The sequence below is a fragment of the Altererythrobacter chaiwopuensis genome (genome assembly GCF_054957735.1).
In genome coordinates, this window is sequence record NZ_JBTXJF010000001.1 from 137232 (window position 1) to 160338 (window position 23107).

Below are 23107 nucleotides of genomic sequence, written 5' to 3' on the forward strand. Positions count from 1 at the left end.
CATTCCTCAAAATCAGGGCTGCGGTCTAGCCGCACATCCCTGTCACCGCAATGAATGATCGCCAGCGGGTGCACAGCTATCTGGCAACCCGTGACATCACGTCCGCGCGAACACTGGGCGTGACAAACTTGGAGATATCGCCACCATACAGCGCGATCTCCTTCACCAGCCTGCTGGCTATGGGCTGCAACGCAACATCCGCCATCAGGAACACGGTCTCAACCTCGTGGTTGAGCTGACGGTTCATCCCGGTCAACTGGTACTCATATTCGAAATCGGTCACGCCGCGGATACCGCGGATGACCATGCTGGCCCCCATCTTGTCCGCAAAATCCACCAGCAAGGTACTGAAACCCACCACCCGGATATTACCGTTGGCGATCCCCGCAACTTCGCGCTCGACCATGGCGATACGCTCGTCATCGGAAAACATTGGCGACTTCGCAACATTGGTGGTGACGCCGATAATCAATTCATCGACCAGTTTGGCGCACCGCTCTATGATATCCATATGGCCCAGCGTTATGGGATCGAAAGTTCCCGGGTAGATCCCGATGCGATGTCTCACCTGTCTCTCTCCACGATATAGCGGGCAATTGCCTTCAGCATTTTCGCATCTCCGCCGTGGCCGGCAAGATGCCCGATAGCCTGGTCAACCAGCGCACGCGCCTGTTCCCGTGCCTTCCTGGCGCCCATCAGTGTGACAAAGGTTTGCTTGCCTTGCACTTCATCCTTTCGCAGTGCCTTGCCCGCCTTGGTTTCGTCACCTTCATAATCGAGCAAGTCGTCCGCGATCTGGAACGCCAGGCCAATGTCGCGCGCATAATTGCGCAAATGCACTCGGCCCGCAGGAGGCACATGCCCCATGATCGCGCCCATTTCGACCGATGCGGCCAGAAGCGCGCCGGTTTTCAGCTGTTGCAAGCGTGTAATCGCGTGTAGATCGTATTCCTCGGCGTCTGCCATCATGTCCATCATCTGGCCGCCCGCCATACCGTCCATTCCGCTTGCCTTGCCAAGCGTAGCGAGCAGTTCGACCCGGACAAAGGGATCAGCACTGGTGTCCGGGTCAGCCAGAATCTCGAATGCCAGGGCGTGCAGCGAATCACCTGCGAGTACTGCGGTCGCTTCACCAAACTGCACATGGACAGTCGGCTTGCCGCGGCGCAAATCGTCGTCGTCCATGCATGGTAGGTCATCATGGATCAGTGAATAGACATGGATCGCCTCGACCGCGCAGGCAGCCCGCAGCGCGCAATCACGATCTACGCCATAAAGCTCTGCAGTATTCATGAGAAGCAGGGGGCGCAGCCGCTTGCCGCCGCCGATTGCCGCATAACGCATCGCGTCAACCAAGGGTGCGCGGCTGTCTTGCGGTGAAGGCAATAGCGCATCGAACATGCCATCCACTTCGCGCTGCACTTGCGCGAGTTCAGCCTGGAGCACGCGGTAATCGCTTTCTTCGACCATACCGATCATCCGTCGGAATCGAACGGCACCGCAGCGCTCGCATTGCCCGACTGGTCGGTAACGATCCGCTCGATCCTCGCCTGGGCGTCGTCAAGCCGGGCCTGACAGTGTTTGCGCAGCATTTCGCCCCGTTCGTAGAGAGCAATCGATTGATCAAGCGGCACATTACCGCTTTCCAGTTGCTGCACGATCTCTTCCAGCGCGGTCAGCGCCTGTTCGAAGGTCAACGAGGAAATGTCGGTCGCGTCAGAGATGGCTTTGGCCCCTTTCTTATACGCCGCGAGCATTGACCGTCACGACGCGGGCGGTCAAGTTGTCAGTAAATATGGGGAGTCGTCGATGAAGTGGATAATCGCCTATCTTGCCGCTGCCATTTCGTTCGGAGTGCTTGACGCGTTCTGGCTGCGATGGGCCGCCCCCAACCTTTACCGTCCGGTGATCGGCGAGATCATGGCCGAGCAGGTACGCTGGGGCGCGGCAATCGCGTTCTACCTGATCTACATTGCCGGCATGGTGTGGTTCGCGATCAAGCCGGGGGTTGCCAGCGGGCAGGTCACCACCGCAATGCTCAACGGGGCGCTGCTGGGCGCGCTGTGCTATGCCACTTTCGACCTCACCAGCCAGGCAGTGTTCAAGGTCTGGGCAACGCATGTCAGCGTGCTCGACATCGTCTGGGGCGCCTTTGCCACTGCCACGGCCAGCGCCATTGCCACCTGGGCAACGCTTAGACTGGCAAGCTGAGGCATGTTCATCGGACACTTCGCTCCCGCCCTGGCGGCTGCAGCCATCAGCAGGCGCGCGCCGGGGCTCGGTACATTGTTTATCGGAGCCCAGCTTGTCGACTGGGGTTTCTTCGCCTTCGCGATGGTCGGAATTGAGCACATGCGGATCGATTCCGCCGCCACGGTGATGGTGCCCTACGATCTCTATCACATGCCCTATACGCACAGTTTGCTGGGGGCCGGAGTATGGGCGGTCATATTCGGATTGCTGATATTTGCCTTGCTGCGCGAGATCGTCGCCGGAATCCTCGCGGGGATGGTGGTGCTATCGCATTGGGCTCTCGATTGGCTTGTGCACCAGCCAGACCTGACACTTGCGGGCGGCAAAACCGCCTATGGCCTGGGCCTGTGGGATTATCCAGCGATCGCGATCCCGCTTGAACTCGGAATCACGCTGGGCGCATTTTACTGGTATGTCAGGAGCACGCGCGGGCCGATCGGCCCGCCACTGGTGCTGCTGGCGATGCTGCTGCTGTTCCAGGCGATCAACTGGTTTGCCCCGCATCCCGAAACGGTCGGCCCTGGCCTCTATGTCCAGGCCCTGCTGGCCTTTGCCGTGGCCGCCCTGGTCGCGCGCTGGGTGGGGACAAACCGCTGGCACAAACGCGCACGGGACTGGCGATAGCGGCAAGCGGGCGCTAAGGGCGCTGGCATGGCTACCACGACCTCGCAGATTACACCCGAAATCGTCGAACAGCACGGGCTTTCGCCCGAGGAATATGAGCGCGTACTTCACGCGCTCGGGCGCGAGCCCAACCTCGTCGAACTGGGCATCTTTTCCGTGATGTGGTCCGAGCATTGCTCCTACAAGTCGAGCCGCCTCCATCTCAAAAAGCTGCCCACGGAAGCCCCCTGGGTGATCTGCGGCCCGGGCGAGAACGCGGGCGTGATCGACATCGGGGACGGGCAGGCGGCGATTTTCAAGATGGAGAGCCACAACCACCCCAGCTACATCGAGCCCTATCAGGGTGCGGCGACGGGCGTCGGCGGCATTTTGCGCGATGTGTTCACGATGGGCGCGCGGCCAGTAGCCAACGCCAATGCGCTGCGCTTCGGGCGGCCCGACCACCCCAAGATGCAGCATCTGGTAAAGGGTGTGGTCGCGGGGATCGGCGGCTACGGCAATTGCGTTGGCGTGCCTACGGTGGCGGGTGAAACCAATTTCCATCCTGCCTATGACGGCAACATCCTGGTCAATGCGATGACCGTGGGCGTCGCGGATGCGGACAGAATCTTCTACTCGGCGGCCACTGGCGTCGGCAATCCGATCGTCTATGTCGGCTCCAAAACCGGGCGCGACGGGATCCACGGCGCGACCATGGCGAGCGCCGACTTCGGCGAGGATGCCGAGGCCAAGCGGCCCACGGTGCAGGTGGGCGATCCGTTCACCGAGAAGTTGCTGATCGAGGCCTGCCTCGAACTGATGGCGACCGATGCAATCGTCGCGATCCAGGACATGGGCGCGGCAGGGCTGACCAGCTCCAGCGTTGAAATGGCAACCAATGGCAAGGCCGGCATCCGGCTCGACATGAACAAGGTGCCATGCCGCGAAGAGGGCATGACGCCTTACGAAATGATGCTGAGCGAAAGCCAGGAGCGGATGCTGATGGTGCTGAAGCCAGGCAAGGAGGCCATGGCTGAAGCGATCTTCCGCAAGTGGGAGCTCGATTTCGCAGTGATCGGCGAAGTAACCGATGTGCGCGAAGATGGGGGCCACATGGTGCTGGAATGGAACGGCGAGGTCGTGTGCGACATCCCCTTGGGGCCGCTCGCCGCAGATGCGCCGCTCTATGACCGGCCCTATCTCTCCAAGGAAGAATACAAGGCTTGGGCGAAGGTCAAACCGCTGGTCGAGGTGCCGGAAAGCAGCGATATCGGCGCGGACCTGCTCAAGCTGATGGCCACCCCCAACCTCGCCAGCAAGCGCTGGATCTACGAACAGTATGACAGCCAGGTCGGCGCGGACACGCTCCAGACCGGCGGCGATGCGGGCGTGGTGCGGGTGCATGGCACGAAGAAGGCGCTGGCGATCACCACCGATTGCACCCCCCGCTATGTCTATGCGGACCCCTACGAAGGCGGCAAGCAGGCGATTGCCGAGGCTTACCGCAACCTTTGCGCAGTCGGCGCGCGGCCGCTGGCAGTGACCAACTGCCTGAACTTCGCCAACCCGCAGCGGCCCGAGATCATGGCGCAGCTCGTGTATGCACTCGAAGGCATGGGCGATGCCTGCCGCGCGCTCGACTTCCCGATCGTGAGCGGCAACGTCAGCCTCTATAACGAAAGCAAGGCGACGGGAGGTGGTTCGGCCATTCTTCCGACCCCGGCGATCGGCGGGGTTGGGCTGATCGACGATTATTCGAAGATGATGACAATGGGATTCAAGAATGAAGGCGACACGCTGTATCTCGTGGGGCCAGAATTCTGGGCCAAGCCTGATCCCACGCGCTCGCATTTGGGCAAGTCAATGTGGCTCAATGTCGTGCATGGCCGCGATGAAGGCCGTACTCCGCCGACCGACCTCGTGATCGAACGCAGCGCAGGCAAGATTATTCGCCAGCTGATCGAGGAAGGCCTGGTTAACGCCGTACACGACATTTCCGATGGCGGGCTTGCGGTGGCGCTGGCGGAAATGGCGCTCGCCAGCGGATTGGGCGCAGCGGTGGAAGCCAATTCCGAATACACCCCGGCGCAATGGTGGTTTGGCGAGGACCAGGGCCGCTATGTGATCTCGGTTCCAGATACCGAAGCGCTCAACGCTGCTCTCGCGAAGGGCACGGAAAATGCGGAGACCGCGCAAATCGGCTTTCGCCGATTGGGAACAGTTGGCGGCAAGGGCCTGTTGGGCGTGCCGCTCACTGACCTGCGCGCTGCGCACGAAAGCTTCTTCCGCGAATGGATGGAGGGCTGACGCCCCACCCGTCATTGCTAGCCTTGCGCCAGCAAGGCGCGGCAATCCATGGCGGCGCCCAGGTGATGGATCGCCGCGTCGGCCCAAGGGCCTGCTCGCGATGACGAGCTAACCCTTGGACCTCCTCCAGCCCCTGCTCCACTATTCCGGCCATCTCCTTGTGCCGTTCGCGTTTGGCTGGCTGTTGTGGCGTGATAACTGGCAGCGCGCTGGGCTGGTGATTCTTGCCGCCAATTTGATCGATCTCGATCATCTTCTGGCCACCCCGATGTTCGACCCCGACCGGTGCAGCATCGGCTTCCACCTGCTGCACGGATGGGAAGCGGCGATCGTCTATGTCTTGATGCTGGGGGCACCGAAGTGGTGGCTACGCGCGCTCGGCCTCGGCGCTCTTTGGCATTTGTTGATCGACTATGGCGACTGCCTGATGCAAGCTTGGTGACATGACTGCCGGATATTCAGGAACCCCACTTGCCAAGAAGCTGTCCCTGCGTGACGGGCTGGTTTGCTGGTGGAGCGAAATGCCCGAGAATATTCTCGACGAAATTGACGAATACGCGCTGGACTTGCGCTTTGTGGCCGATCCTGCCGCGGGTATTGATGCTGCACATATTTTCGTGACCGAAGCGGGCGATCTGGCCGCAAAGCTTGGCCATTTGCGCCGACAAATCGACAGGAAAGGTCATGTTTGGGTCAGCTGGCCCAAGAAAGGTTCAGGCCGGGAAACCGCGCTCGACCAGTCCGAAGTACAGCGCATCGGCATCGAAGCGGGTTTCATCGACACCAAGAAATGTGCCGTTGACGAAATATGGTCCGGCCTGAAATTCGTCATCCCGAAGACCGATCGTTAGATCGATTTTCAGGCCGCGAGGGCTTCCGGCATGATCATATCCGCGTCAGCCAGGCCTTCTTCGAACAGTTGCGCAATGCACTGACGGTAAATTACCGGCTCGCCGATGTTCAGCCGCTTGCGGGCCGCATCGATATCCTCGCGCATGAGCGCTTCGATATCCTCATGCGCGATCTTGGCCGCAGCCTTGCCGAGCGCCCTGCCCTCGCGAATCGCATCGAACAGCGGCGCTTTGGTCGGCACCTCCTTCATGCGATTGCGCGTCCCGGCATAGGCAATGAACAGGATGCCCAGATTGTGGTTCTGTTCATAGCTGAAGCCCAGCAGGCAGGCCTCGCCCAGCCCGTCACGATTATATCCGGTGAGCACATGGAACAGGTCATGGGTGTCACGCAGGCGCTCGAAATACCATTCGGTCTGGTCCTGGTGGCGATTTTCCGGCGGTGACCATTTGTGGCTTTCCGCCACAAGCCCGGCGGCCGAAAGCCCCTCACGCTTCATGAAGCGGATATAATGCTGCGCCACCGTGTTCGGCCCGCAATCGGCCCAGCGCGCATGGTCGTCTAGCATGGCCGGAATGTTGACCTCTTCGCGCATCATGCGCTGGCCTGCGGGCGAGCGAATGAAATCCCATCCCTGGCGATGCCCCTTGCGGCCCTTGAGCGCCTCGATGATATGGAACACTTGCTCCGTATCTTCCTTGTCCGCCACGAGCTTGCGGAAGTGCTTCCACACCTTGAGCGGGCGAAAACCGGAAGTCTTGCGTCCAGGGGCAACAAGCGGGCGATCAATTACGGCCATGGCGGGCTCCTCAATAGCGCATCGCAACTTACAAGAATGTAAATTGCCTGTCCACACATCGCACAGCCAGGTAGCATGCCGACACCAATCATCATGCCACCCAGTCGCTTTCGGGGATGCCCAGCAGCTTGAGCACCGAAGTGAGGTCGCCGCGGTCGATCCAGCCATTGGCGGCAAGCTTCGCTGCCTGCTTGGCATGATACGCCACACCGTACTCCGCCGCGATCAGCATCGGCACGTCATTCGCCCCGTCACCGGTAGCGAGCGATACCGCCCCTTCTCCCAGCTCGGCAAGCTCGCTTTCGAGCGTGGCGCGCTTGACCGCGCTATCGGTGACCGGGCCGACCAGTCCCCCGGTAAGCGCCCCGCCCTCAATTGCCAGTCGATTGCCCACGACGCGATCGAAACCCAGCCATTCGGCCACAGGATCGGCAAACTGATGAAAACCGCCCGTGACCAGCACCGTACGGCAGCCATTCGCACGCAAGGTCTGCACCAGCACGCGCGCGCCCGGCATTGGCTCGATTCGCGTGTTGAGGCATTCGAGGATCGCGCCTTCCGACAGATCACGCAGCAGCATCACGCGTTCGCGCAGCGCGCTTTCGAAATCCAGTTCGCCTTGCATCGCACGCTCGGTGATTGCTGCCACTTGATGCTTGATTCCGGCGAAATCGGCCAGCTCATCGATGCATTCCTGCCCGATCATGGTCGAATCCATATCCGACACGAATAGGCGCGGCAGCGTAAAGTCGTCACGTGTCACAAGCATGTCGGTGGGAGAGAAATGCTCTGCCAGCACCTGCATCAATGGCCCTGTCTCCGCCTCGGGCAGGGCCAGTTGCAGCACGTCACCTGCTGGATCGAGCAGTCCCGCCATGGCCACGCGCATCCCGCGATCCTCAAGCGCACGAGTGGCGGCATCTAGGCGCGTTTCAAGCTGCTGCGGGTCTGCTATCAGCCGGGCGATGGGCAAGTGTGAATCTCCAGAAAAAGGGCCGGTCGCGCTCATTGCAGGGCCAACCGCCAGCGGCAAGAGCGATCTCGCGGTCGAGCTTGCCCTGGCACTCGAAAAGCATGGGCAGCGCGGCGTTGTGATCAATGCCGATAGCGCCCAGGTCTATGCCGATCTCGAAGTGTTGAGCGCGCGTCCGGGCATTGGCGAAATGCGGGGCGTCGAGCACCGGCTGTTCGCTGCGTGGGACGGTGCCCAGCCCTGTTCCGCGGCGGACTGGGCGGCGGCCGCCAAGGGCGAGATTGCGGCGCTGCATGTTGAAGGAGCCGTACCTATCCTTGTCGGGGGAACCGGGCTCTATCTGCGCACACTGCTCGAAGGGATTGCCCCCATCCCCGCTATCGATCCTGAAGTACGCGAGGCAGTCCGCGCCCTCCCCGCGGCCGAAGCCCACGCCGCATTGCAATGCGAAGATCCCGAACGCGCGGCGCAGTTGAATCCCGCCGACAGGCAGCGGATTGCGCGAGCGCTAGAGGTAGTCCGCTCGACCGGCAAGACGCTGGCCGATTGGCAAGCCGAGAAGGCGGGCGGGATCGCGCAGGCCATCACGCTTCATCCGCTCATCCTCCTGCCTGACCGCGAGTGGCTCTACCAGCGCTGCGACCAGCGCTTCGAGCTGATGCTGCAGCGTGGAGCCATCGCGGAAGTCGAGGCGCTGCTAGCACGCGGGCTTTCGCCCGAATTGCCGGTAATGCGTGCCATCGGCGTTCCGGAAATCGCCGCCTTCCTGCGCGGGGAAATTGCACGAGAGGAAATGATCGCCAGAGGTAAGCAGGCGACGCGTAATTACGCCAAACGGCAATATACCTGGTTCCGGCGCCAGCCACCCCACGGCTGGCCGCGCATCGCGTCTGAAAATATCGACATTGATCAGTATTTCGCATCATTATTTCATGATTAAGTGTTGACACGTTAGATTCGAACGCATAGCGAGGCGGCTTGAGGCCCGGTGCGTAGTCCCTGCACCGGGCCGAATTTGTTGTATGGGGCAGGCAAAGTCCCTAGAGGCGGGCCGCATCCCGCGCGAATGGAAGGAAATACACGTGTCGAGCGAGCGCAGCGGCGCAGCAATCCTGGTCGAAAGCCTGGTCGAACAGGGCGTAGAGTTCGTCTTCGGTTACCCCGGTGGGGCGGTCCTGCCGATTTACGACGAATTGTTCGGTGACCAGCGCCTTCGCCATATCCTGGTACGGCACGAAGCCGGTGCAGTTCACGCTGCCGAGGGCTATGCCCGCTCGACCGGCAAGCCCGGTGTAGTCCTTGTCACATCCGGCCCCGGAGCAACCAACGCGGTTACCGGTATCGCCGATGCTTTTCTCGATTCAATCCCGTTGGTGGTGATCACCGGCCAGGTTCCGACCGCTCTGATCGGCACCGATGCGTTCCAGGAAGCAGATACGGTGGGCATCACCCGCCACTGCACCAAGCACAATTATCTCGTGAAGGAACCTGCCGACCTCAAGCCGACAATCGAGGAAGCCTTCCGCATTGCCACCACCGGCCGCCCCGGCCCGGTCGTGGTCGATATTCCCAAGGACGTGCAGATAGCGGTCCCCTCCTTCAGTCGCGAATCAAACGGTTCGGCCACGCATCGCTATCAGCCGCGCATGGTCGGCAGCGCGGAAGAAATCGCCGAAGCGGTCGAATGGCTCGCCCGTGCCGAGCGGCCGATACTCTATACAGGCGGCGGTGTGATCAATTCCGGCCCGGAAGCAAGCAAGCTGCTTCGGCAATTGCAGGACCTCACCGGCGCTCCGGTCACCAGCACGCTGATGGGCCTCGGCGCCTTCCCGGCCGATCATCCCGACTGGCTCGGCATGCTGGGTATGCACGGAACATTCGAAGCCAATATGGCGATGAACAAATGCGACGTGATGCTGTGCGTCGGCGCGCGTTTCGATGACCGGGTGACCGGACGGCTTGATGCCTTTTCGCCAGGATCGAAGAAGATCCACATCGACATCGATCGCAGCTCGATCAACAAGACCGTGCAGGTCGATCTGCCAATCCTGGGCGATTGCGCCATGGTACTGGGGCAGCTGATCGCAGCCTGGGGTTCACGCAAGCCGCAGGATCTGGGCGAATGGAAGGCCCGCATCGCCGGATGGCGCGCGCGCGAATGCCTTGCTTACCCTGAAAAGTCAGAACTGATCATGCCGCAAAAGGCGGTAGAGCGCTTGTTCGCGCTGACCAGGGACCGCAACCCAATCATCTCGACCGAAGTAGGTCAGCACCAGATGTGGGCGGCGCAGTATTTCCGCTTCAATGATCCGGGCAAATGGCTCACCTCGGGAGGCCTCGGCACCATGGGCTATGGCCTGCCAGCAGCGATCGGCGCGCAGCTGGGCAATCCCGATAGCCTAGTGATCGATATTGCCGGCGAGGCCTCGATCCAGATGAACATTCAGGAACTGGGGACGGCCAGCCAGTATCGCCTGCCGGTCAAGGTGTTCATCCTCAACAATGAATATATGGGCATGGTCCGCCAGTGGCAGGAGCTGACCTACGAAAGCCGCTATTCAAACTCCTACTCGGACAGCCTGCCCGATTTCGTCAAGCTCGCCGAAAGCTATGGCTGGACCGGCATCCGCATCAGCGACGAAAGCGAGCTCGACGCGGGTATCGAGGCCATGCTGGCCGCCGATGGCCCGGTCATGGTCGATTGCCGGGTGTCTAAGGAAGCCAATTGCTTCCCGATGATACCCAGTGGCGCCGCACATACCGACATGCTGCTTTATGGCGATCATGTCGAAGGCAAAATGGACGACGAAGCGAAGGCTTTGGTTTAAGGGTTCATGACATGAAAATCGCAACCGAAGCCAGCGAACGGCACGTGCTCAATGTTACGGTCGACAACGAAAGCGGTATCCTCGCCAAGATTGCGGGCCTGTTCACAGCGCGCGGCTATAATATTGACAGCCTGACCGTGGCCGACATCACTGAAAACCACGCAGTGAGCCGGATTACGATCGTCACCAATGGCCCGCCGCAGGTGATCGACCAGATCGAGGCCCAGCTCGAACGGCTGGTGCCGGTGCACAAGGTTACCGACCTGACCGAAGCCGGCCCGCATGTGGAGCGCGAACTGGCGCTGGTAAAGGTCAGGGGCACGGGTGAATCACGGGTCGAAGCGCTCCGGATAGCCGACGTATTCCGCGCGAGCGTGGTCGATACGACGACGGAAAGCTTCGTGTTCGAGCTCACCGGGGCGCCCGACAAGATTGACAGTTTCATCGCGCTGATGCGCACGCTTGGCCTCGTCGAGGTCGGACGCAGCGGTGTGGTGGGCATGATGCGCGGCGCGGAAGGCGCCTAGAAAAGGGAATACGATGAAAGTTTACTACGACGCCGATGCCGACCTGGGCCTGATCACCGGCAAGAAAATCGCCGTGCTCGGTTATGGCAGCCAGGGCCATGCCCATGCGCAGAACCTGCGCGACAGCGGGGTGAAGGAAGTTGCCATCGCCCTGCGCGAAGGCTCCGCCACCGCGAAGAAGGCCGAGGCCGCCGGCTTCAAGGTTCTGAGCAACAAGGAAGCGGCCAAATGGGCCGATATCCTGATGGTGCTCGCGCCTGACGAACATCAGGCTGCGATCTGGGAGAACGACCTCAAGGGCAATATGCGCCCGGGTTCTGCGCTTGCGTTCGCGCATGGCCTCAACATCCATTTCGGCCTGATCGAGGCCCCTGCGGATATCGACGTGATCATGATCGCGCCCAAGGGCCCCGGCCACACCGTGCGCAGCGAATATCAGCGCGGCGGCGGCGTGCCCTGCTTGATCGCGGTACACCAGGATGCCAGCGGCAGTGCGCATGACGTGGCGCTGGCCTATGCATCGGGTGTGGGCGGTGGCCGCAGCGGCGTGATCGAGACGAACTTCAAGGAAGAGTGCGAAACCGACCTGTTCGGCGAACAGGCCGTGCTGTGTGGCGGCATCACCCACCTCATTCAGGCCGGGTTCGAAACGCTGGTCGAGGCCGGATATGCGCCGGAAATGGCCTATTTCGAATGCCTCCATGAAACCAAGCTGATCGTTGATCTGCTCTATGAAGGCGGGATCGCCAACATGCGCTATTCGATCAGCAACACGGCAGAATACGGCGATATCACCACCGGCCCGCGCATCATCACGCCTGAAACCAAGGCAGAAATGAAGCGCGTTCTGGCAGACATCCAGTCCGGGCGGTTCGTCAAGAATTTCGTGCTCGACAATCGTGCCGGCCAACCCGAGCTGAAAGCCGCGCGCAAGGCTGCCGAGGCGCATCCGATCGAGAAGACAGGGGCGGAACTGCGCGCGATGATGCCATGGATCAGTGCCAACAAGCTGGTCGACAAGGACAAGAACTGAGCCGAAAAGGCGCACCATGCGTCTTTCCGACTGCCATAATATCGATGACTTCCGAAAGCTGGCCAGGGCGCGCCTGCCCTGGCCGGTGTTCGACTATATCGACGGTGCGGCAGATGACGAACTGACCAAGGCGCGCAATACCGCCGCCTTCGAGACGTGCGACCTTGTGCCTGATGTGCTCGCCGGGGTGGCCGAAATCGATACCAGCTGCCAGATCATGGGCCGCACCAGTGCGCTGCCATTGATGCTCAGCCCCACCGCGGTGCAACGCGCCTTCCACTGGCAGGGTGAGACGGCGGTGGCGCGGGCCGCAGAGAAATTCGGCCTGTGGTTCGGCATTTCCAGCCTTGCAACCCGCTCCATCGAGGAAGTGGCAGCGCTCACCAACGCGCCCAAGCTGTTCCAGCTCTACGTCCACAAAGACACGGGGCTGAACACCTCGATGATCGAGCGCTGCCAGGCAGCAGGGTTCGATGCCATGGCGCTGACGGTCGACACGATCGTTTCGGGCAAGCGCGAACGCTGCCTTCGCTCTGGCTTCACCACCCCGCCGCGCTTCAGCCCGGGTGCGGTGTGGAGCTATGCCACCCGCCCACGCTGGACGCTCGATTATCTGTTCCGCGAGAAATTCCGCCTGCCCAATCTCGACAGCCATGTCCGCGAGGGCACCGGCAAGGCGGTCAGCATCGCCGAATATTTCAATACCATGCTCGACACATCGATGGATTGGGGCACGGCGGCGAAAATTCGGCAAGACTGGGGCGGCACATTCTGCCTCAAGGGCGTCATGAGCGCGAATGACGCGCGCCGCGCGGTACAGATCGGCGCCGACGCGATCATGATATCGAACCATGGTGGGCGCCAGCTTGACGGCAGCCGCGCGCCTTTCGACCAGCTGCGCGAGATCGTCGACGCCGTGGGCGACGAGATCGAAATCATCTGTGACGGCGGCGTGCGGCGTGGCACCCATGTGCTCAAGAGTCTTTGCGCCGGTGCCACGGCCGCAAGTGGGGGCAGGCTCTACCTTTATGCCCTTGCCGCTGCGGGGCAACCCGGTGTCGAGCGCGCGATCGGCATTCTCAAGGACGAGATTGAGCGCGGAATGCGGCTGATGGGTGTGACTTCGGTCGAACAGCTCACTTCAGAGCGGCTGCGCTGGCGCTAGATGGTTCTGTCATGAAAGCGCAACGCAACGGTCGTTGAGAGCCTCCAACTACCCTGCATAACGAGGCTATACCATGAACCGAGCATCGCTGATCCTGACTTCGCTGAGCCTCGCGCTGGTTGGCGCCTGCAGTTCCCCGGAAAACGAGAACGAAAGCGCGCAGGATTTTGCCGCCCGTATCGGCCAATCAGGGCAGCCGTCGGCGCAAGGCACGTCACCCGCGCCGGCAGGCACTCCGGTTCCCGCAGCAACCTACACGCCGTTGCCGGGCGCGGCACCCGGTCAGTTCGTGGCGGGGACTGCAACAGATCCGGAAGCCGCCGGTTGTGGTGCGCCCAAGGTTGCACGCTTCTATGGACAGCCGACCGATGAAACGACCCGCGCTGCCATCCTCAATGCAGTCGCCCCGCACAAGCGTGTGCGGTTCGTCGAACCGGGCACCACGGTTGTGCCCAACCCCGATTCAACACGGCTCAATATCATGGTCGACTTGACTGGCGTGATCCGCGACGCGCGCTGCGGCTGAGCCGCCCGCGGAGCAGGTTTGCATAATTTCTCGTCGTGCGCCTTGCACTCGGCGCAATTGTCGGTAAATGAACGCGCATGACGCGTAACGGATCGCTGCTGCTGCTACGACTTACACGCCCTTGGGCGTGACAGATCGCGTGCCTTAATGGCGCGTGGCCAGCGCTCAAGGGAACACAGCCGCACCGCTTCCTCCATTTCGTTACGAGTTTTGCATCCCATGACCATGCTCACTGATCCAGGCCGAAAATATCGGCCCTTCCCTCCGATCAGCCTGACTGACCGGCAATGGCCAAGCCGCACCATCACCGCGCCGCCGCGCTGGCTTTCGACCGATCTGCGCGACGGCAACCAGGCAATTGTCGACCCGATGGATGCAGTGAAGAAGAACCGCTTCTTCGATGAACTGGTACGCATTGGCATCAAGGAAATCGAAGTCGGCTTTCCAAGTGCGGGCGCGACCGAGTTCGATTTTATCCAGGGCCTTGTTCGATCCGGCAGGATCCCTGATGACGTGGCGGTCCAGGTGCTCACGCAAAGCCGTGAAGACCTGATCCGCACCAGTTTCGAAAGCCTGGACGGCGCGAAACAGGCGATTGTCCACCTCTACAATGCGGTCAGCCCTGCCTGGCGCGACATCGTATTCCGCATGTCGAAGGACGAGGTGCGCGAAATCGCGGTCAAGGGCGCGATGGTTATGCGCGACGAGGCGGCAAGGCGTCCCGGAACCGAGTGGCATTTCCAGTATTCGCCCGAGACTTTCTCCACCGCCGAGCTCGATTTCAGCATCGAGGTTTGCGAGGCCGTGATGCAGGTGCTGGCCCCCACGCCCGAACGCCCGATCATCCTCAACCTGCCCGCAACGGTAGAGGCGGCAACGCCCAATATCTACGCCGACCAGATCGAATATTTCTGCCGCAACCTGCCGAACCGCGAAAGCGCGGTAATCAGCCTGCACACCCACAATGATCGCGGCACGGGCGTTGCGGCAGCGGAACTCGGCCTGATGGCCGGCGCCGACCGTGTCGAGGGCTGCCTGTTCGGCAATGGCGAGCGGACGGGCAATTGCTGCCTCGTCACTGTGGCCCTCAACATGTACACGCAAGGGGTCAATCCGGGGCTCGACTTTTCGGACATCGACCGGATCATCGAAACGGTCGAATTCTGCAACGAACTGCCCGTGCATCAGCGCCATCCCTATGGCGGCGAATTGGTGTTTACCGCCTTTTCAGGCTCGCACCAGGATGCGATCAAGAAGGGCTTCGAGGCAAACGCCCAGCAGAATGACGAGCAATGGCGGGTCCCCTATCTGCCGATAGATCCGGCCGACCTGGGCCGCAATTACGAGGCGGTTATCCGCGTCAATTCCCAGTCGGGTAAGGGCGGTTTTGCCTGGGTACTTGAGCAGGACCAGGGCATCAAACTGCCCAAGGCGATGCAGGCCGACTTCTCGAAGCACGTCCAGAAGGTGGCTGACGAACTTGGCCGGGAACTCAATGCGACAGATATCTGGGAGGCATTCCGCAAGGCGTACCATGTCCAGACCCATCCAAAGCATTTCCAGCTGATGGATTACGAGGAAAGCCGTGCTGCCGATGGTACACGGATATTCGCAGGCAAGATTGCGGTCGACGGCCATGAGCAGAGCGTATCGGGACGCGGCAACGGCCTGATTTCTTCGGTCATGAGCACGATCCGCGACGCCTTCGGCGTTGAACTGGAAGTGTGCGATTATACAGAGCATGCCCTTGGCACCGGAACTGATGCGCGTGCAGCTGCATATCTCGAATGCCGCACGCCGGAAGGGCGCACAATCTGGGGTTGCGGGATCGATGAGGACGTCGCGACGGCCAGCGTGCGCGCGGTGCTGAGTGCAGCAAACGGAAGCGTCAGCGGCTGACCGGCGCGGGATCAGCCGATATCGCTTAGCCGCCGCAGTGCACGCGATTAATCGGTCCTGGCCCTGTTTGCACGACCTTCAAATGCCAAATTGGCGTGTCTTGCAACGGTTCGCCGCATCTTGCGCCCAAATTAGCCCTAAAATCGGCGGCGATGCTGGGAGTCTCAATTTCCTGGATGTAGGGCAGCGGCATCAGAGTGTAAGTGTGGTTCTGGCAACGGAACACGCGGCTCGGGTTGGTCGGACGAAAAGACGCAAGGCGTCGAGTTCGGCAGATTCATTTTGAAGGAGTAGCTTAATGAGTGTCACTTTCCAGAAGCCTGGCCTTCTGTTTCTGTTTGCGGCACTTGCACTGCCGGTATCCGGCAGCCTGTCCGCGCAGGACCAGCAGGGGCAGACCGATAATGAGGTCCTTACAACGGTTGTGGGCACCCAAGGGCCCGAGATCGAAGGAATCATTTCCGCTCGCAGCGGCGACTTGCTGCAAATCACCACTGCTGACGGCACCAGAGCACAGGTCACCATCAATGACGAAACTGAAGTGAAGGGAACTGGCGGTTTCCTGGGCCTCAATCGCAAGAAGCTTGGCGCTGATGCCTTGCTCAATGGCCTGCCGGTTACCGTCCAGACATGGCAATCGGGCCAATCCCTTGTGGCAAGCGAGATCAAGTTCAAGAATAACGATCTCGAAACCGCAGCCATGATCCGCAACGGCACCGCGCAGCGTTTTGCCGAGCACGATGTTGCGATCGAGGAAAATGCAGTGGCAACCGAAGCGCTGCGGGGCCGGATGGGTGATATCGACAAATACAACATCAAGGGTACCACCAATGTGTATTTCGATACCGGTAAATGGAACCTGTCCTCGGCCGCACAGAACGACCTTTGCGTTGCGGCGAGCGAAGCCGAAGCGATGGAAAACGCCCTTCTACTGGTAGTCGGCTACACCGATTCAACCGGCAGTTATGAGGTCAACCAGGCGCTTAGCGAGAAGCGCGCTGGCCGCGTTCTGAACTATTTGCAGCAGGCTTGCGGCTGGAAGCCGTGGCGCATGCTGTCGCCTACAGGAATGGCGACCGCCGATCCACTGGCTGACAATAACACTGCGGAAGGCCGGGCGCAGAACCGCCGCGTTTCTGTGAATATTCTCGTCAGCAAGAGCGTTGACGGCATATAGTATTTTGCGGGGTGGGTTCGGCCCACCCCGCAATTTCGGCTACGCAACCCGCCTCCCAGCGCAAGTTTTCCTTGTCAGGGCAGTGCCGCATGTGGTGCATGCACAGGCACTTGCTGCAGGGAGAGCCGATTATGACCGAAGAGATCCTCGAACCCGATCTGCCGATCATCGATCCGCATCACCATCTGTGGGACTTGCGGCCATTGGTCGCGGCCTTTCCCGAGCCGCATCATCCCTTCATCGCTGCACTGCTCGACAACGCCTATTACACTTTTGACGGCCTGCATGCCCATCTCACCAGCGGCCACAACGTCATCGGCACCGTGTTCATGGAATGTGGCGCATTCTACCGTGCTGACGCCGATGATGCTTTCAAGGTCGTGGGCGAAGTCGAGTTTGTGAATGGCGTCGCTGCCCAATCTGCATGCGGGCTGTATGGCAATCTGCGCGCCTGTGCAGCGATCATCGGCCATGCCGATCTACGATTGGGCGAGCGGGCTGCCGATGTGCTGGCGGCGCTCAGGGCGGCCGCACCCGATCGCTTTCGCGGGATCCGCCACCAGGCCGCATGGGATAATGACCCAGAAGTGCTGGGCGCGCCTTTCCATGCCCCTGAGGGGCTCTATCTGGACGCAAAGTTCCGCGAAGGCTTTGCGCAGCTGGGCAAGCAGGGTCTCACCTTTGACGCCTGGCTGCTCGAACCGCAGCTTCCAGACGTGATCGACCTGGCCAATGCCTTTCCCGATCAACCGATCTGCCTTGACCATTGCGGCACGCCGCTGGGCATTGCGAGCTATCACGGCAGGCTGCACGAGCGCTTCGATATCTGGCGGCACAATATCCGCGAGCTGGCGAAATGCGACAATGTGGTGGTCAAGCTAGGCGGCCTCGCGATGGCTTTTTGCGGCCTGCCCGAAAAGGGTCCGGCGGCGGGGATGAACTCGGAAGACCTGGGCGCCCTGTGGAGACCTTACATCGAAACCTGCATCGAGGCCTTCGGGCCCGAACGCGCAATGTTCGAAAGCAATTACCCGGTCGACTATTGGGGCGCCGATTATGCGGTGCTGTGGAACGCATTCAAACGGATCACTCGCGGTGCCAGTGCGGATGAGAAGCGCGCGCTCTATGCCGGCAATGCTGCGCGCTATTATGGTATCGAGCACATTCTGCCTGCGCGGTGACGCTACGGCATCGGGTGTTTTTTCGGCCTAGCAAATTCGCACACTCGACAGGGGCGGCAACGCTGCTTACTTCGCTCGCAAAACGCCCATTCCAACGGAGTTCCCGATGGCTCTTCCTGCCCCATTCGACCGCCTGCGCCTGCCCCTGATCGGCTCGCCGCTATTCATAGTGTCCGGCCCTGAACTGGTAATCGCGCAGTGCAAGGCAGGGGTCATTGGCAGCTTTCCCGCGCTCAACGCGCGCCCGCAGGCGTTGCTCGACGAATGGCTGCACCAGATCACCGAGGAACTGGCCAAGCACAATCGCGAAAACCCAGATCGCCCGGCAGCGCCCTTTGCCGTCAACCAGATCGTCCACAAATCGAACGACAGGCTTGAGCAGGACATGGCATCTTGCGAAAAATGGCAGGTCCCAATGGTGATCACCTCGCTCGGTGCGCGAACGGAGATCTTCGACGCAGTGCGCAATTGGGGCGGGATCACCATGCATGACGTGATCAACAATGCCTTTGCCCGCAAGGCGATCGAAAAAGGTGCCACGGGCCTCATTCCTGTCGCGGCTGGCGCAGGTGGGCATGCCGGCGTGCAGTCGCCCTTCGCGCTGATGCAGGAAATCCGCGAATGGTTTGAGGGCCTGGTTGCCCTATCGGGCTCGATCGCCAATGGCTACTCCATCCTTGCGGCGCAGGCGATGCGGGCCGATTTCGCCTACGCTGGGAGCGCATTTATCGCGACACGAGAGGCCAATGCTGACCAGGGCTACAAGGAAGGAATTGTAGCGGGCAGCGCGGAAGGGATTGTCTACACCAACCTGTTCACCGGGGTTCACGGCAATTACCTGCGCAGTTCGATTGAGGCCGCCGGGCTCGATCCCAATGATTTGCCGCAAAGCGATCCCAGCAAGATGAATTTCGGCAGTGGCGGCAACACCAAGGTCAAGGCCTGGAAGGATATCTGGGGATCGGGCCAGGGCGTCGGCGCGATCAAGTCAATCGATTCGGTTGAAGACCTGGTGGCGCGTTTCGAACGCGAATACCATGCCGCCAAAGCGGAGCTCGAAGCGAAGTCCGCTTACAGGAGCTGGATCAACTAGGTCGAATTCCACAGCGATTCAGCCATCGCGTCAAGCTCGCTGAAATCGAAGCCAGTGCCAAGCGGGTCATTGCGGTTGAGCAACATTCGCCGCTGCTCATCAAGCAACCGCCTGCGCAAGGCGTTCTGCAGCAGCGTCAGCCGCATCAGAACCTCAATCAATGCAGCACGCATGTCGATCGAACGCATTTGAACCCAGCGTGCCTCGATGCCCCCTACCCGCTCAATCACCATCGCGTTGTAATCGCGGTGCGGCCCGCGATGCAGCGGCATGCCCAGCAGCAAGGCGCTAGCTTCTGTAGCCGGAAGCAGCAGCCCGTTCGCACGAAAATCGTCGAACCCAACCTGTTTTTCGCCGATATAGTCGAACATCCGCCCGAAGCAGCGCTTTGTCAGCAGCTGGCGAGGAAGCAAATGATGGCGCTGGAGCGACGGATCATGGCCCGGCGCACCCCGGCGGTTGACTGCGTGGAATGGCAAGCGCGGGCGGTTGGCCTGTTGCGCCGCGGAAGGCACTCCTGCCCGCCGCACCATTCGCCTCAGCCTGCCTTTACGCAAATAAGCTTGCAGTCCGCCGAAGGCTCAAGCCGCAAGTGCTGACCTTCGGGTCCGATGATCTGCTCTGGCCGCTCTACTGCGCCGGCCAGGACAAGCTGGTTGATAAGCCGCACTCCAAGCCGGGTCGCCGCGACCTTGTCAGCCACCAGTTCTGGCTCAATGAACAGCTCCTGCCCGATCAGGAAATCGAGCCCCACACTTTGCATTCCGCCGCCCGCCATTTCGCGGAACGCGGTTAAGCCCAGGGCAGGAAACGCACCGCCGTCTTGCCATGCCGCCATCGTCGATTCAAAGTAACGACGCCCGATCACGCTCGATGATGGGGGCCAGGCAATTGCCCGGGCATGCTCGAAATGCTGGACGAGATCGCGCGCCAGAGCCAGCATTCCCCGCAAGACCGGCAAGATCGCTTCCCCACCTGCCATATGGCCACCAGCCACCAGCCGCACCGCCTCAAATTCCGAGACAATTTGCAGATCGTCACAGTCAAACCGGTGATTGGCCTCAGGCGGTTCGAGCCCCGTACCAGGTGCGAGACCTTCGAGATCGAACGTTAGCCCATCGCGTAAAAGCTCGACCCATATCTGGTCCTCGGCAAGCGCCTCGCCCTGCAAGGCGGTGACGGAACTGGCGGTGTCGCGCTCATCGAGTACGCGAAGACCGGGCCGGCGGACCGGGTCCAGGGTTAGCGAAACAGACGGATGAGATTCGACGAATTCGTATATCGCCGCGCGATCGGGGCGTGAACCGCGCGAAAAGAGCAGAAAGACTCCCCGCATGGTCAGCGGCCGCGCATGATTGTTCGCGTCTTCACCCACATTTACGTCCAGATCCCGGCCCCCTTCCCGTGCACCAATTGCCAGGATTGTGACTCGAATCCTCTTCAACGTCGAGTCCTGTTTCCAGAATTACCTCCAAATCGATTCTATTAATTCAATAAATTCCGATATTTATACCTTCAGCTAGTGCAGATCCCAGTTGTTCGGCTGCGTCGAGGCTTTCTTTCGGGGGAGATTTAGGCGCGAGGATTTCCGCCGGTGTTTGCGCATCGAGATTGACGATCACATGTTCGGCCACCCTGCGCAGGCGCCAACCGGTCGCTATCCGGTCAATCTGGCGCTGCGCACCCTCACCGTCAGAACCTGCCGCGATGATGGTGGCATAGGCTCGGCCCTCTATTTTGCCCAGCACCGGGTAATAGCAACGATCAAACATCTCCTTCATCAACCCGCTCATGGTCGCGAGATTTTCTGGACAGGCGAAGAGGTAAGCGGATGCCTGCAACAAATCGTCAGGCCTGACCTGGTCGGCGCGAATAAGGCGCCCTGTTGAACCAGCCCCCCTGGCCGCCGCCTGCGCCAGCGCCTCGCTCGCTCCGGTGCGGCTGTGCCATGCGATAAGGAGATAAGGGTCTGGCATATGGCACAGCAAAGGGATCGACATGCGGAAAGTCAATCGTCCAGCCTTCTCCCGCCGGGTGCAATGGGATAGTGCGTGGTTATGGCTTCCCGTTCGATCTCGCATGTCTTGGGCATCTCCTCTTCACTTTCCGGCCGCGCATGGCATTGGCGCGGGGGGAATATGGAAATCGGTACCGGCGTGGCCGGGTTGGAAGATGACATACTGACGCAGTTGCTGCTCACCCGCGGCGTCAAGCGTGAGGACGTGGCTCGCCATCTTTCGCCGACACTGCGCGAATTCCTGCCTGACCCCAGTGAGTTCCGTGACATGGACGCGGCAGCCGAGCGCATCGTGCAAGCGGTCTTGGGCAATGAAGCGATCACTATCTATGGCGATTATGACGTGGACGGAGCCACCAGCGCTGCTCTGCTGGTAAACCTGCTGCGTGAACTGGGTGCGAACGTCGACTATTACATCCCTGACCGCCTCCTGGAAGGGTATGGCCCCAGTGGCGAAGCGCTCGTCAAACTGTCGGAACAAGGGACGAGCCTGATCGTCACGGTTGACTGCGGGGCAATGGCGCATGATGCATTGAAGCAAGCCCATGACGCGGGCGTGGACGTCATCGTGGTCGACCATCACAAATGTTCCCCGGAATTGCCGGTTGCTGCGGCGTTGGTAAACCCCAACCGCCTCGACGAATCCGACCTTGCAGCGCAGCACGGCCACCTTGCCGCGGTGGGCGTGGCATTCCTGCTCGCCATTGCCCTCAACCGGACGCTGCGCAAACGCGGCTTCTTCGATGATCGGAGCGAACCCAACCTGATCAGCCTGCTTGATCTGGTTGCGCTGGGCACAGTGGCCGATGTGGCTGCGCTCCATGGGCTCAATCGCGCCTTTGTAGCGCAAGGGCTCAAGGTCATGGCCCTGCGCGAACGCATTGGCATGTCAGCATTGATCGATGCAAGCCGGCTCAAGCGCGCGCCGCAGTGCAGCGATCTGGGATTTGCCCTGGGGCCCCGCATCAATGCCGGTGGGCGGGTGGGCGAATCGACGCTTGGTGTACGTCTGCTGACCACCAGCGACCCTGAAGAAGCACGCGAGATTGCCGAACAACTCTCCCAACTCAATGAAGCGCGGCGGGGGATCGAAGCCGATGTGCAGCAAGCCGCCGAGGCGCAAATCGGCAGCCAGCACAACCGATCGGTTCTGCTGCTGTCCGGCACGGGCTGGCATCCCGGCGTGATCGGTATCGTCGCTGGCCGGATCAAGGAAAAGACCGGCAAGCCGAGCATTGTCGTCGCCATTGATGAAGCCGCAGATACCGGCAAGGGATCGGGCCGATCGATCTCCGGCGTCGATCTGGGGGCCGCCATCATTGCCGCACGCGAGGCCGGGCTGCTTGTGGCGGGTGGAGGGCACGCCATGGCCGCGGGCATGACCGTGGAACGCGGCCAGATCGATCTGCTCAGCGAATTTCTGGAAAATCGGCTTGCACGCGATGTTTCGCGGGCATTGGAAAGCCAGGCGATGCAGCTTGATCTCGCCGTTACGCCGGGAGGGTTGACGCCGGAGTTCGTCGAAACACTAGAGCGCGCCGGTCCGTTCGGTGTTGGCTGGCCCGCCCCCCGTGTTGCAGTAGGACCGGTGAGAATCATCAAGGCGGACATTGTGGGTAAGGATCACCTGCGCGTGATAGCGGCGGGCGAAGACGGTCGCTCGCTCAAGGCAATCGCCTTCCGCGCTGCGGAAACCGATATGGCGCAAACGCTGCTGCACCGCGCGCAAGGGCGCCGGTTTCATCTCGCCGGAAGGGTCAAGATCGATGACTGGGGCCCCCGCCCGCAAGCCGAATTGCACCTCGAGGATGCAGCCTTCGCGGATTGAAGCAAATGCAGGGTTGACCACAATCGCGCGCGCCCCTATTGGCGCG

Annotated in this window: 24 protein-coding genes; 16 read left to right on the forward strand and 8 right to left on the reverse strand. The window is 61.0% G+C overall.

Annotated elements, in window-relative coordinates; translation table 11 throughout:
• Nucleotides 1–76 precede the first annotated feature (76 nt).
• From coaD to ACX3VQ_RS00670, 3 genes are read right to left on the reverse strand one after another with little or no spacing between them, the layout of a single operon-like run.
• Complete coding sequence (gene coaD / locus ACX3VQ_RS00660; RefSeq protein ID WP_462572097.1) at nt 77–568, reverse strand: pantetheine-phosphate adenylyltransferase; 492 nt, start codon at nt 566–568, stop codon at nt 77–79.
• Nucleotides 565–1470 (reverse strand): polyprenyl synthetase family protein, encoded by a 906-nt coding sequence (locus tag ACX3VQ_RS00665; RefSeq protein ID WP_462579041.1) that lies wholly within the window; start codon nt 1468–1470, stop codon nt 565–567. The genes coaD and ACX3VQ_RS00665 overlap by 4 nt, the downstream gene beginning before the upstream one ends.
• A gap of 5 nt (nt 1471–1475) precedes the next feature.
• The gene (locus tag ACX3VQ_RS00670) at nt 1476–1757 is read right to left on the reverse strand and encodes an exodeoxyribonuclease VII small subunit (RefSeq protein ID WP_462572095.1); all 282 of its coding nucleotides are present in this window, start codon (nt 1755–1757) and stop codon (nt 1476–1478) included.
• A 52-nt stretch (nt 1758–1809) separates the two neighbouring features.
• On the opposite strand from ACX3VQ_RS00670, the gene ACX3VQ_RS00675 reads away from it, so the two are divergent.
• From ACX3VQ_RS00675 to ACX3VQ_RS00695, 5 genes are all read left to right on the forward strand, one after another.
• Complete coding sequence (locus ACX3VQ_RS00675) at nt 1810–2211, forward strand: DUF2177 family protein (RefSeq protein ID WP_462579042.1); 402 nt, start codon at nt 1810–1812, stop codon at nt 2209–2211.
• A 3-nt stretch (nt 2212–2214) separates the two neighbouring features.
• Nucleotides 2215–2877 carry a hypothetical protein gene (locus ACX3VQ_RS00680; RefSeq protein ID WP_462579044.1) on the forward strand — a complete coding sequence of 221 codons (663 nt, stop codon included), beginning with the start codon at nt 2215–2217 and terminating at the stop codon, nt 2875–2877.
• A gap of 27 nt (nt 2878–2904) precedes the next feature.
• A complete protein-coding gene (gene purL, locus ACX3VQ_RS00685) occupies nt 2905–5163 on the forward strand; it encodes a phosphoribosylformylglycinamidine synthase subunit PurL (protein WP_462579046.1) in 2259 nt (752 codons plus the stop codon).
• A gap of 115 nt (nt 5164–5278) precedes the next feature.
• Complete coding sequence (locus tag ACX3VQ_RS00690; RefSeq protein WP_462579047.1) at nt 5279–5605, forward strand: DUF6122 family protein; 327 nt, start codon at nt 5279–5281, stop codon at nt 5603–5605.
• Nucleotide 5606: 1 nt separating this feature from the next.
• Nucleotides 5607–6014, forward strand: coding sequence for a DUF3052 family protein (locus ACX3VQ_RS00695; RefSeq protein WP_462579048.1), 408 nt, complete (start codon nt 5607–5609; stop codon nt 6012–6014).
• A gap of 8 nt (nt 6015–6022) precedes the next feature.
• Here ACX3VQ_RS00695 and ACX3VQ_RS00700 read toward each other — a convergent pair whose 3' ends face one another.
• Both ACX3VQ_RS00700 and serB read right to left on the reverse strand, forming a co-directional pair.
• A complete protein-coding gene (locus ACX3VQ_RS00700; protein WP_462579049.1) occupies nt 6023–6814 on the reverse strand; it encodes a Coq4 family protein in 792 nt (263 codons plus the stop codon).
• A gap of 91 nt (nt 6815–6905) precedes the next feature.
• Nucleotides 6906–7787, reverse strand: a complete 882-nt coding sequence (serB, locus tag ACX3VQ_RS00705) for a phosphoserine phosphatase SerB (RefSeq protein WP_462579050.1) — start codon at nt 7785–7787, stop codon at nt 6906–6908.
• On the opposite strand from serB, the gene miaA reads away from it, so the two are divergent.
• The 10 genes from miaA to ACX3VQ_RS00755 all read left to right on the forward strand — a co-directional run bounded on the left by miaA (nt 7780) and on the right by ACX3VQ_RS00755 (nt 19216).
• Entirely contained in the window at nt 7780–8727 is a 948-nt protein-coding gene (gene miaA / locus ACX3VQ_RS00710) for a tRNA (adenosine(37)-N6)-dimethylallyltransferase MiaA (RefSeq protein ID WP_462572087.1), read from the forward strand. The genes serB and miaA overlap by 8 nt on opposite strands.
• A 142-nt stretch (nt 8728–8869) precedes the next feature.
• Nucleotides 8870–10615, forward strand: a complete 1746-nt coding sequence (locus tag ACX3VQ_RS00715) for an acetolactate synthase 3 large subunit (protein WP_462579052.1) — start codon at nt 8870–8872, stop codon at nt 10613–10615.
• Between the two features lie 11 nt (nt 10616–10626).
• A complete protein-coding gene (ilvN, locus tag ACX3VQ_RS00720) occupies nt 10627–11142 on the forward strand; it encodes an acetolactate synthase small subunit (protein WP_462572085.1) in 516 nt (171 codons plus the stop codon).
• A gap of 13 nt (nt 11143–11155) precedes the next feature.
• Nucleotides 11156–12175, forward strand: coding sequence for an NADP-dependent ketol-acid reductoisomerase (ilvC, locus tag ACX3VQ_RS00725; protein WP_462579053.1), 1020 nt, complete (start codon nt 11156–11158; stop codon nt 12173–12175).
• 16 nt (nt 12176–12191) lie between these two features.
• The gene (locus tag ACX3VQ_RS00730; RefSeq protein WP_462579054.1) at nt 12192–13340 is read left to right on the forward strand and encodes an alpha-hydroxy acid oxidase; all 1149 of its coding nucleotides are present in this window, start codon (nt 12192–12194) and stop codon (nt 13338–13340) included.
• 73 nt (nt 13341–13413) lie between these two features.
• Nucleotides 13414–13866: an I78 family peptidase inhibitor gene (locus ACX3VQ_RS00735; protein WP_462579055.1), complete on the forward strand. Its 453-nt coding sequence runs from the start codon at nt 13414–13416 to the stop codon at nt 13864–13866.
• Nucleotides 13867–14085: 219 nt separating this feature from the next.
• Nucleotides 14086–15765, forward strand: coding sequence for a 2-isopropylmalate synthase (gene leuA, locus ACX3VQ_RS00740; protein WP_462579056.1), 1680 nt, complete (start codon nt 14086–14088; stop codon nt 15763–15765).
• Nucleotides 15766–16063: 298 nt separating this feature from the next.
• Nucleotides 16064–16942: an OmpA family protein gene (locus ACX3VQ_RS00745; protein ID WP_462579057.1), complete on the forward strand. Its 879-nt coding sequence runs from the start codon at nt 16064–16066 to the stop codon at nt 16940–16942.
• 131 nt (nt 16943–17073) lie between these two features.
• Nucleotides 17074–18123, forward strand: coding sequence for an amidohydrolase family protein (locus ACX3VQ_RS00750; RefSeq protein ID WP_462579059.1), 1050 nt, complete (start codon nt 17074–17076; stop codon nt 18121–18123).
• A 106-nt stretch (nt 18124–18229) separates the two neighbouring features.
• Nucleotides 18230–19216 carry an NAD(P)H-dependent flavin oxidoreductase gene (locus tag ACX3VQ_RS00755; protein WP_462579060.1) on the forward strand — a complete coding sequence of 329 codons (987 nt, stop codon included), beginning with the start codon at nt 18230–18232 and terminating at the stop codon, nt 19214–19216.
• Here the strand turns inward: ACX3VQ_RS00755 and ACX3VQ_RS00760 are convergent.
• From ACX3VQ_RS00760 to ACX3VQ_RS00770, 3 genes are read right to left on the reverse strand one after another with little or no spacing between them, the layout of a single operon-like run.
• On the reverse strand, nt 19213–19695 hold the full coding sequence (locus tag ACX3VQ_RS00760) for an AHH domain-containing protein (protein WP_462579061.1): 483 nt from the start codon (nt 19693–19695) through the stop codon (nt 19213–19215). The genes ACX3VQ_RS00755 and ACX3VQ_RS00760 overlap by 4 nt on opposite strands.
• 59 nt (nt 19696–19754) lie before the next feature.
• Nucleotides 19755–20660, reverse strand: a complete 906-nt coding sequence (locus ACX3VQ_RS00765; RefSeq protein ID WP_462579063.1) for a hypothetical protein — start codon at nt 20658–20660, stop codon at nt 19755–19757.
• Nucleotides 20661–20706: 46 nt separating this feature from the next.
• The gene (locus tag ACX3VQ_RS00770) at nt 20707–21192 is read right to left on the reverse strand and encodes a flavodoxin family protein (protein ID WP_462580649.1); all 486 of its coding nucleotides are present in this window, start codon (nt 21190–21192) and stop codon (nt 20707–20709) included.
• An 81-nt stretch (nt 21193–21273) separates the two neighbouring features.
• Between ACX3VQ_RS00770 and recJ the strand changes: the two genes are divergently transcribed.
• Nucleotides 21274–23061, forward strand: coding sequence for a single-stranded-DNA-specific exonuclease RecJ (recJ, locus tag ACX3VQ_RS00775; protein ID WP_462580650.1), 1788 nt, complete (start codon nt 21274–21276; stop codon nt 23059–23061).
• Nucleotides 23062–23107: the final 46 nt, after the last annotated feature.

Bases quoted from the DNA above. Each gene is read 5' to 3' on its own strand.
- ACX3VQ_RS00665 (WP_462579041.1), bottom strand. From the start codon at position 1,470: ATGGTCGAAGAAAGCGATTACCGCGTGCTCCAGGCTGAACTCGCGCAA.
- ACX3VQ_RS00670 (WP_462572095.1), bottom strand. From the start codon at position 1,757: ATGCTCGCGGCGTATAAGAAAGGGGCCAAAGCCATCTCTGACGCGACC.
- ACX3VQ_RS00675 (WP_462579042.1), top strand. From the start codon at position 1,810: ATGAAGTGGATAATCGCCTATCTTGCCGCTGCCATTTCGTTCGGAGTG.
- ACX3VQ_RS00680 (WP_462579044.1), top strand. From the start codon at position 2,215: ATGTTCATCGGACACTTCGCTCCCGCCCTGGCGGCTGCAGCCATCAGC.
- purL (WP_462579046.1), top strand. From the start codon at position 2,905: ATGGCTACCACGACCTCGCAGATTACACCCGAAATCGTCGAACAGCAC.
- ACX3VQ_RS00695 (WP_462579048.1), top strand. From the start codon at position 5,607: ATGACTGCCGGATATTCAGGAACCCCACTTGCCAAGAAGCTGTCCCTG.
- ACX3VQ_RS00700 (WP_462579049.1), bottom strand. From the start codon at position 6,814: ATGGCCGTAATTGATCGCCCGCTTGTTGCCCCTGGACGCAAGACTTCC.
- miaA (WP_462572087.1), top strand. From the start codon at position 7,780: ATGGGCAAGTGTGAATCTCCAGAAAAAGGGCCGGTCGCGCTCATTGCA.
- ilvN (WP_462572085.1), top strand. From the start codon at position 10,627: ATGAAAATCGCAACCGAAGCCAGCGAACGGCACGTGCTCAATGTTACG.
- ilvC (WP_462579053.1), top strand. From the start codon at position 11,156: ATGAAAGTTTACTACGACGCCGATGCCGACCTGGGCCTGATCACCGGC.
- ACX3VQ_RS00730 (WP_462579054.1), top strand. From the start codon at position 12,192: ATGCGTCTTTCCGACTGCCATAATATCGATGACTTCCGAAAGCTGGCC.
- ACX3VQ_RS00735 (WP_462579055.1), top strand. From the start codon at position 13,414: ATGAACCGAGCATCGCTGATCCTGACTTCGCTGAGCCTCGCGCTGGTT.
- leuA (WP_462579056.1), top strand. From the start codon at position 14,086: ATGACCATGCTCACTGATCCAGGCCGAAAATATCGGCCCTTCCCTCCG.
- ACX3VQ_RS00745 (WP_462579057.1), top strand. From the start codon at position 16,064: ATGAGTGTCACTTTCCAGAAGCCTGGCCTTCTGTTTCTGTTTGCGGCA.
- ACX3VQ_RS00750 (WP_462579059.1), top strand. From the start codon at position 17,074: ATGACCGAAGAGATCCTCGAACCCGATCTGCCGATCATCGATCCGCAT.
- ACX3VQ_RS00755 (WP_462579060.1), top strand. From the start codon at position 18,230: ATGGCTCTTCCTGCCCCATTCGACCGCCTGCGCCTGCCCCTGATCGGC.
- ACX3VQ_RS00770 (WP_462580649.1), bottom strand. From the start codon at position 21,192: ATGCCAGACCCTTATCTCCTTATCGCATGGCACAGCCGCACCGGAGCG.
- recJ (WP_462580650.1), top strand. From the start codon at position 21,274: ATGGCTTCCCGTTCGATCTCGCATGTCTTGGGCATCTCCTCTTCACTT.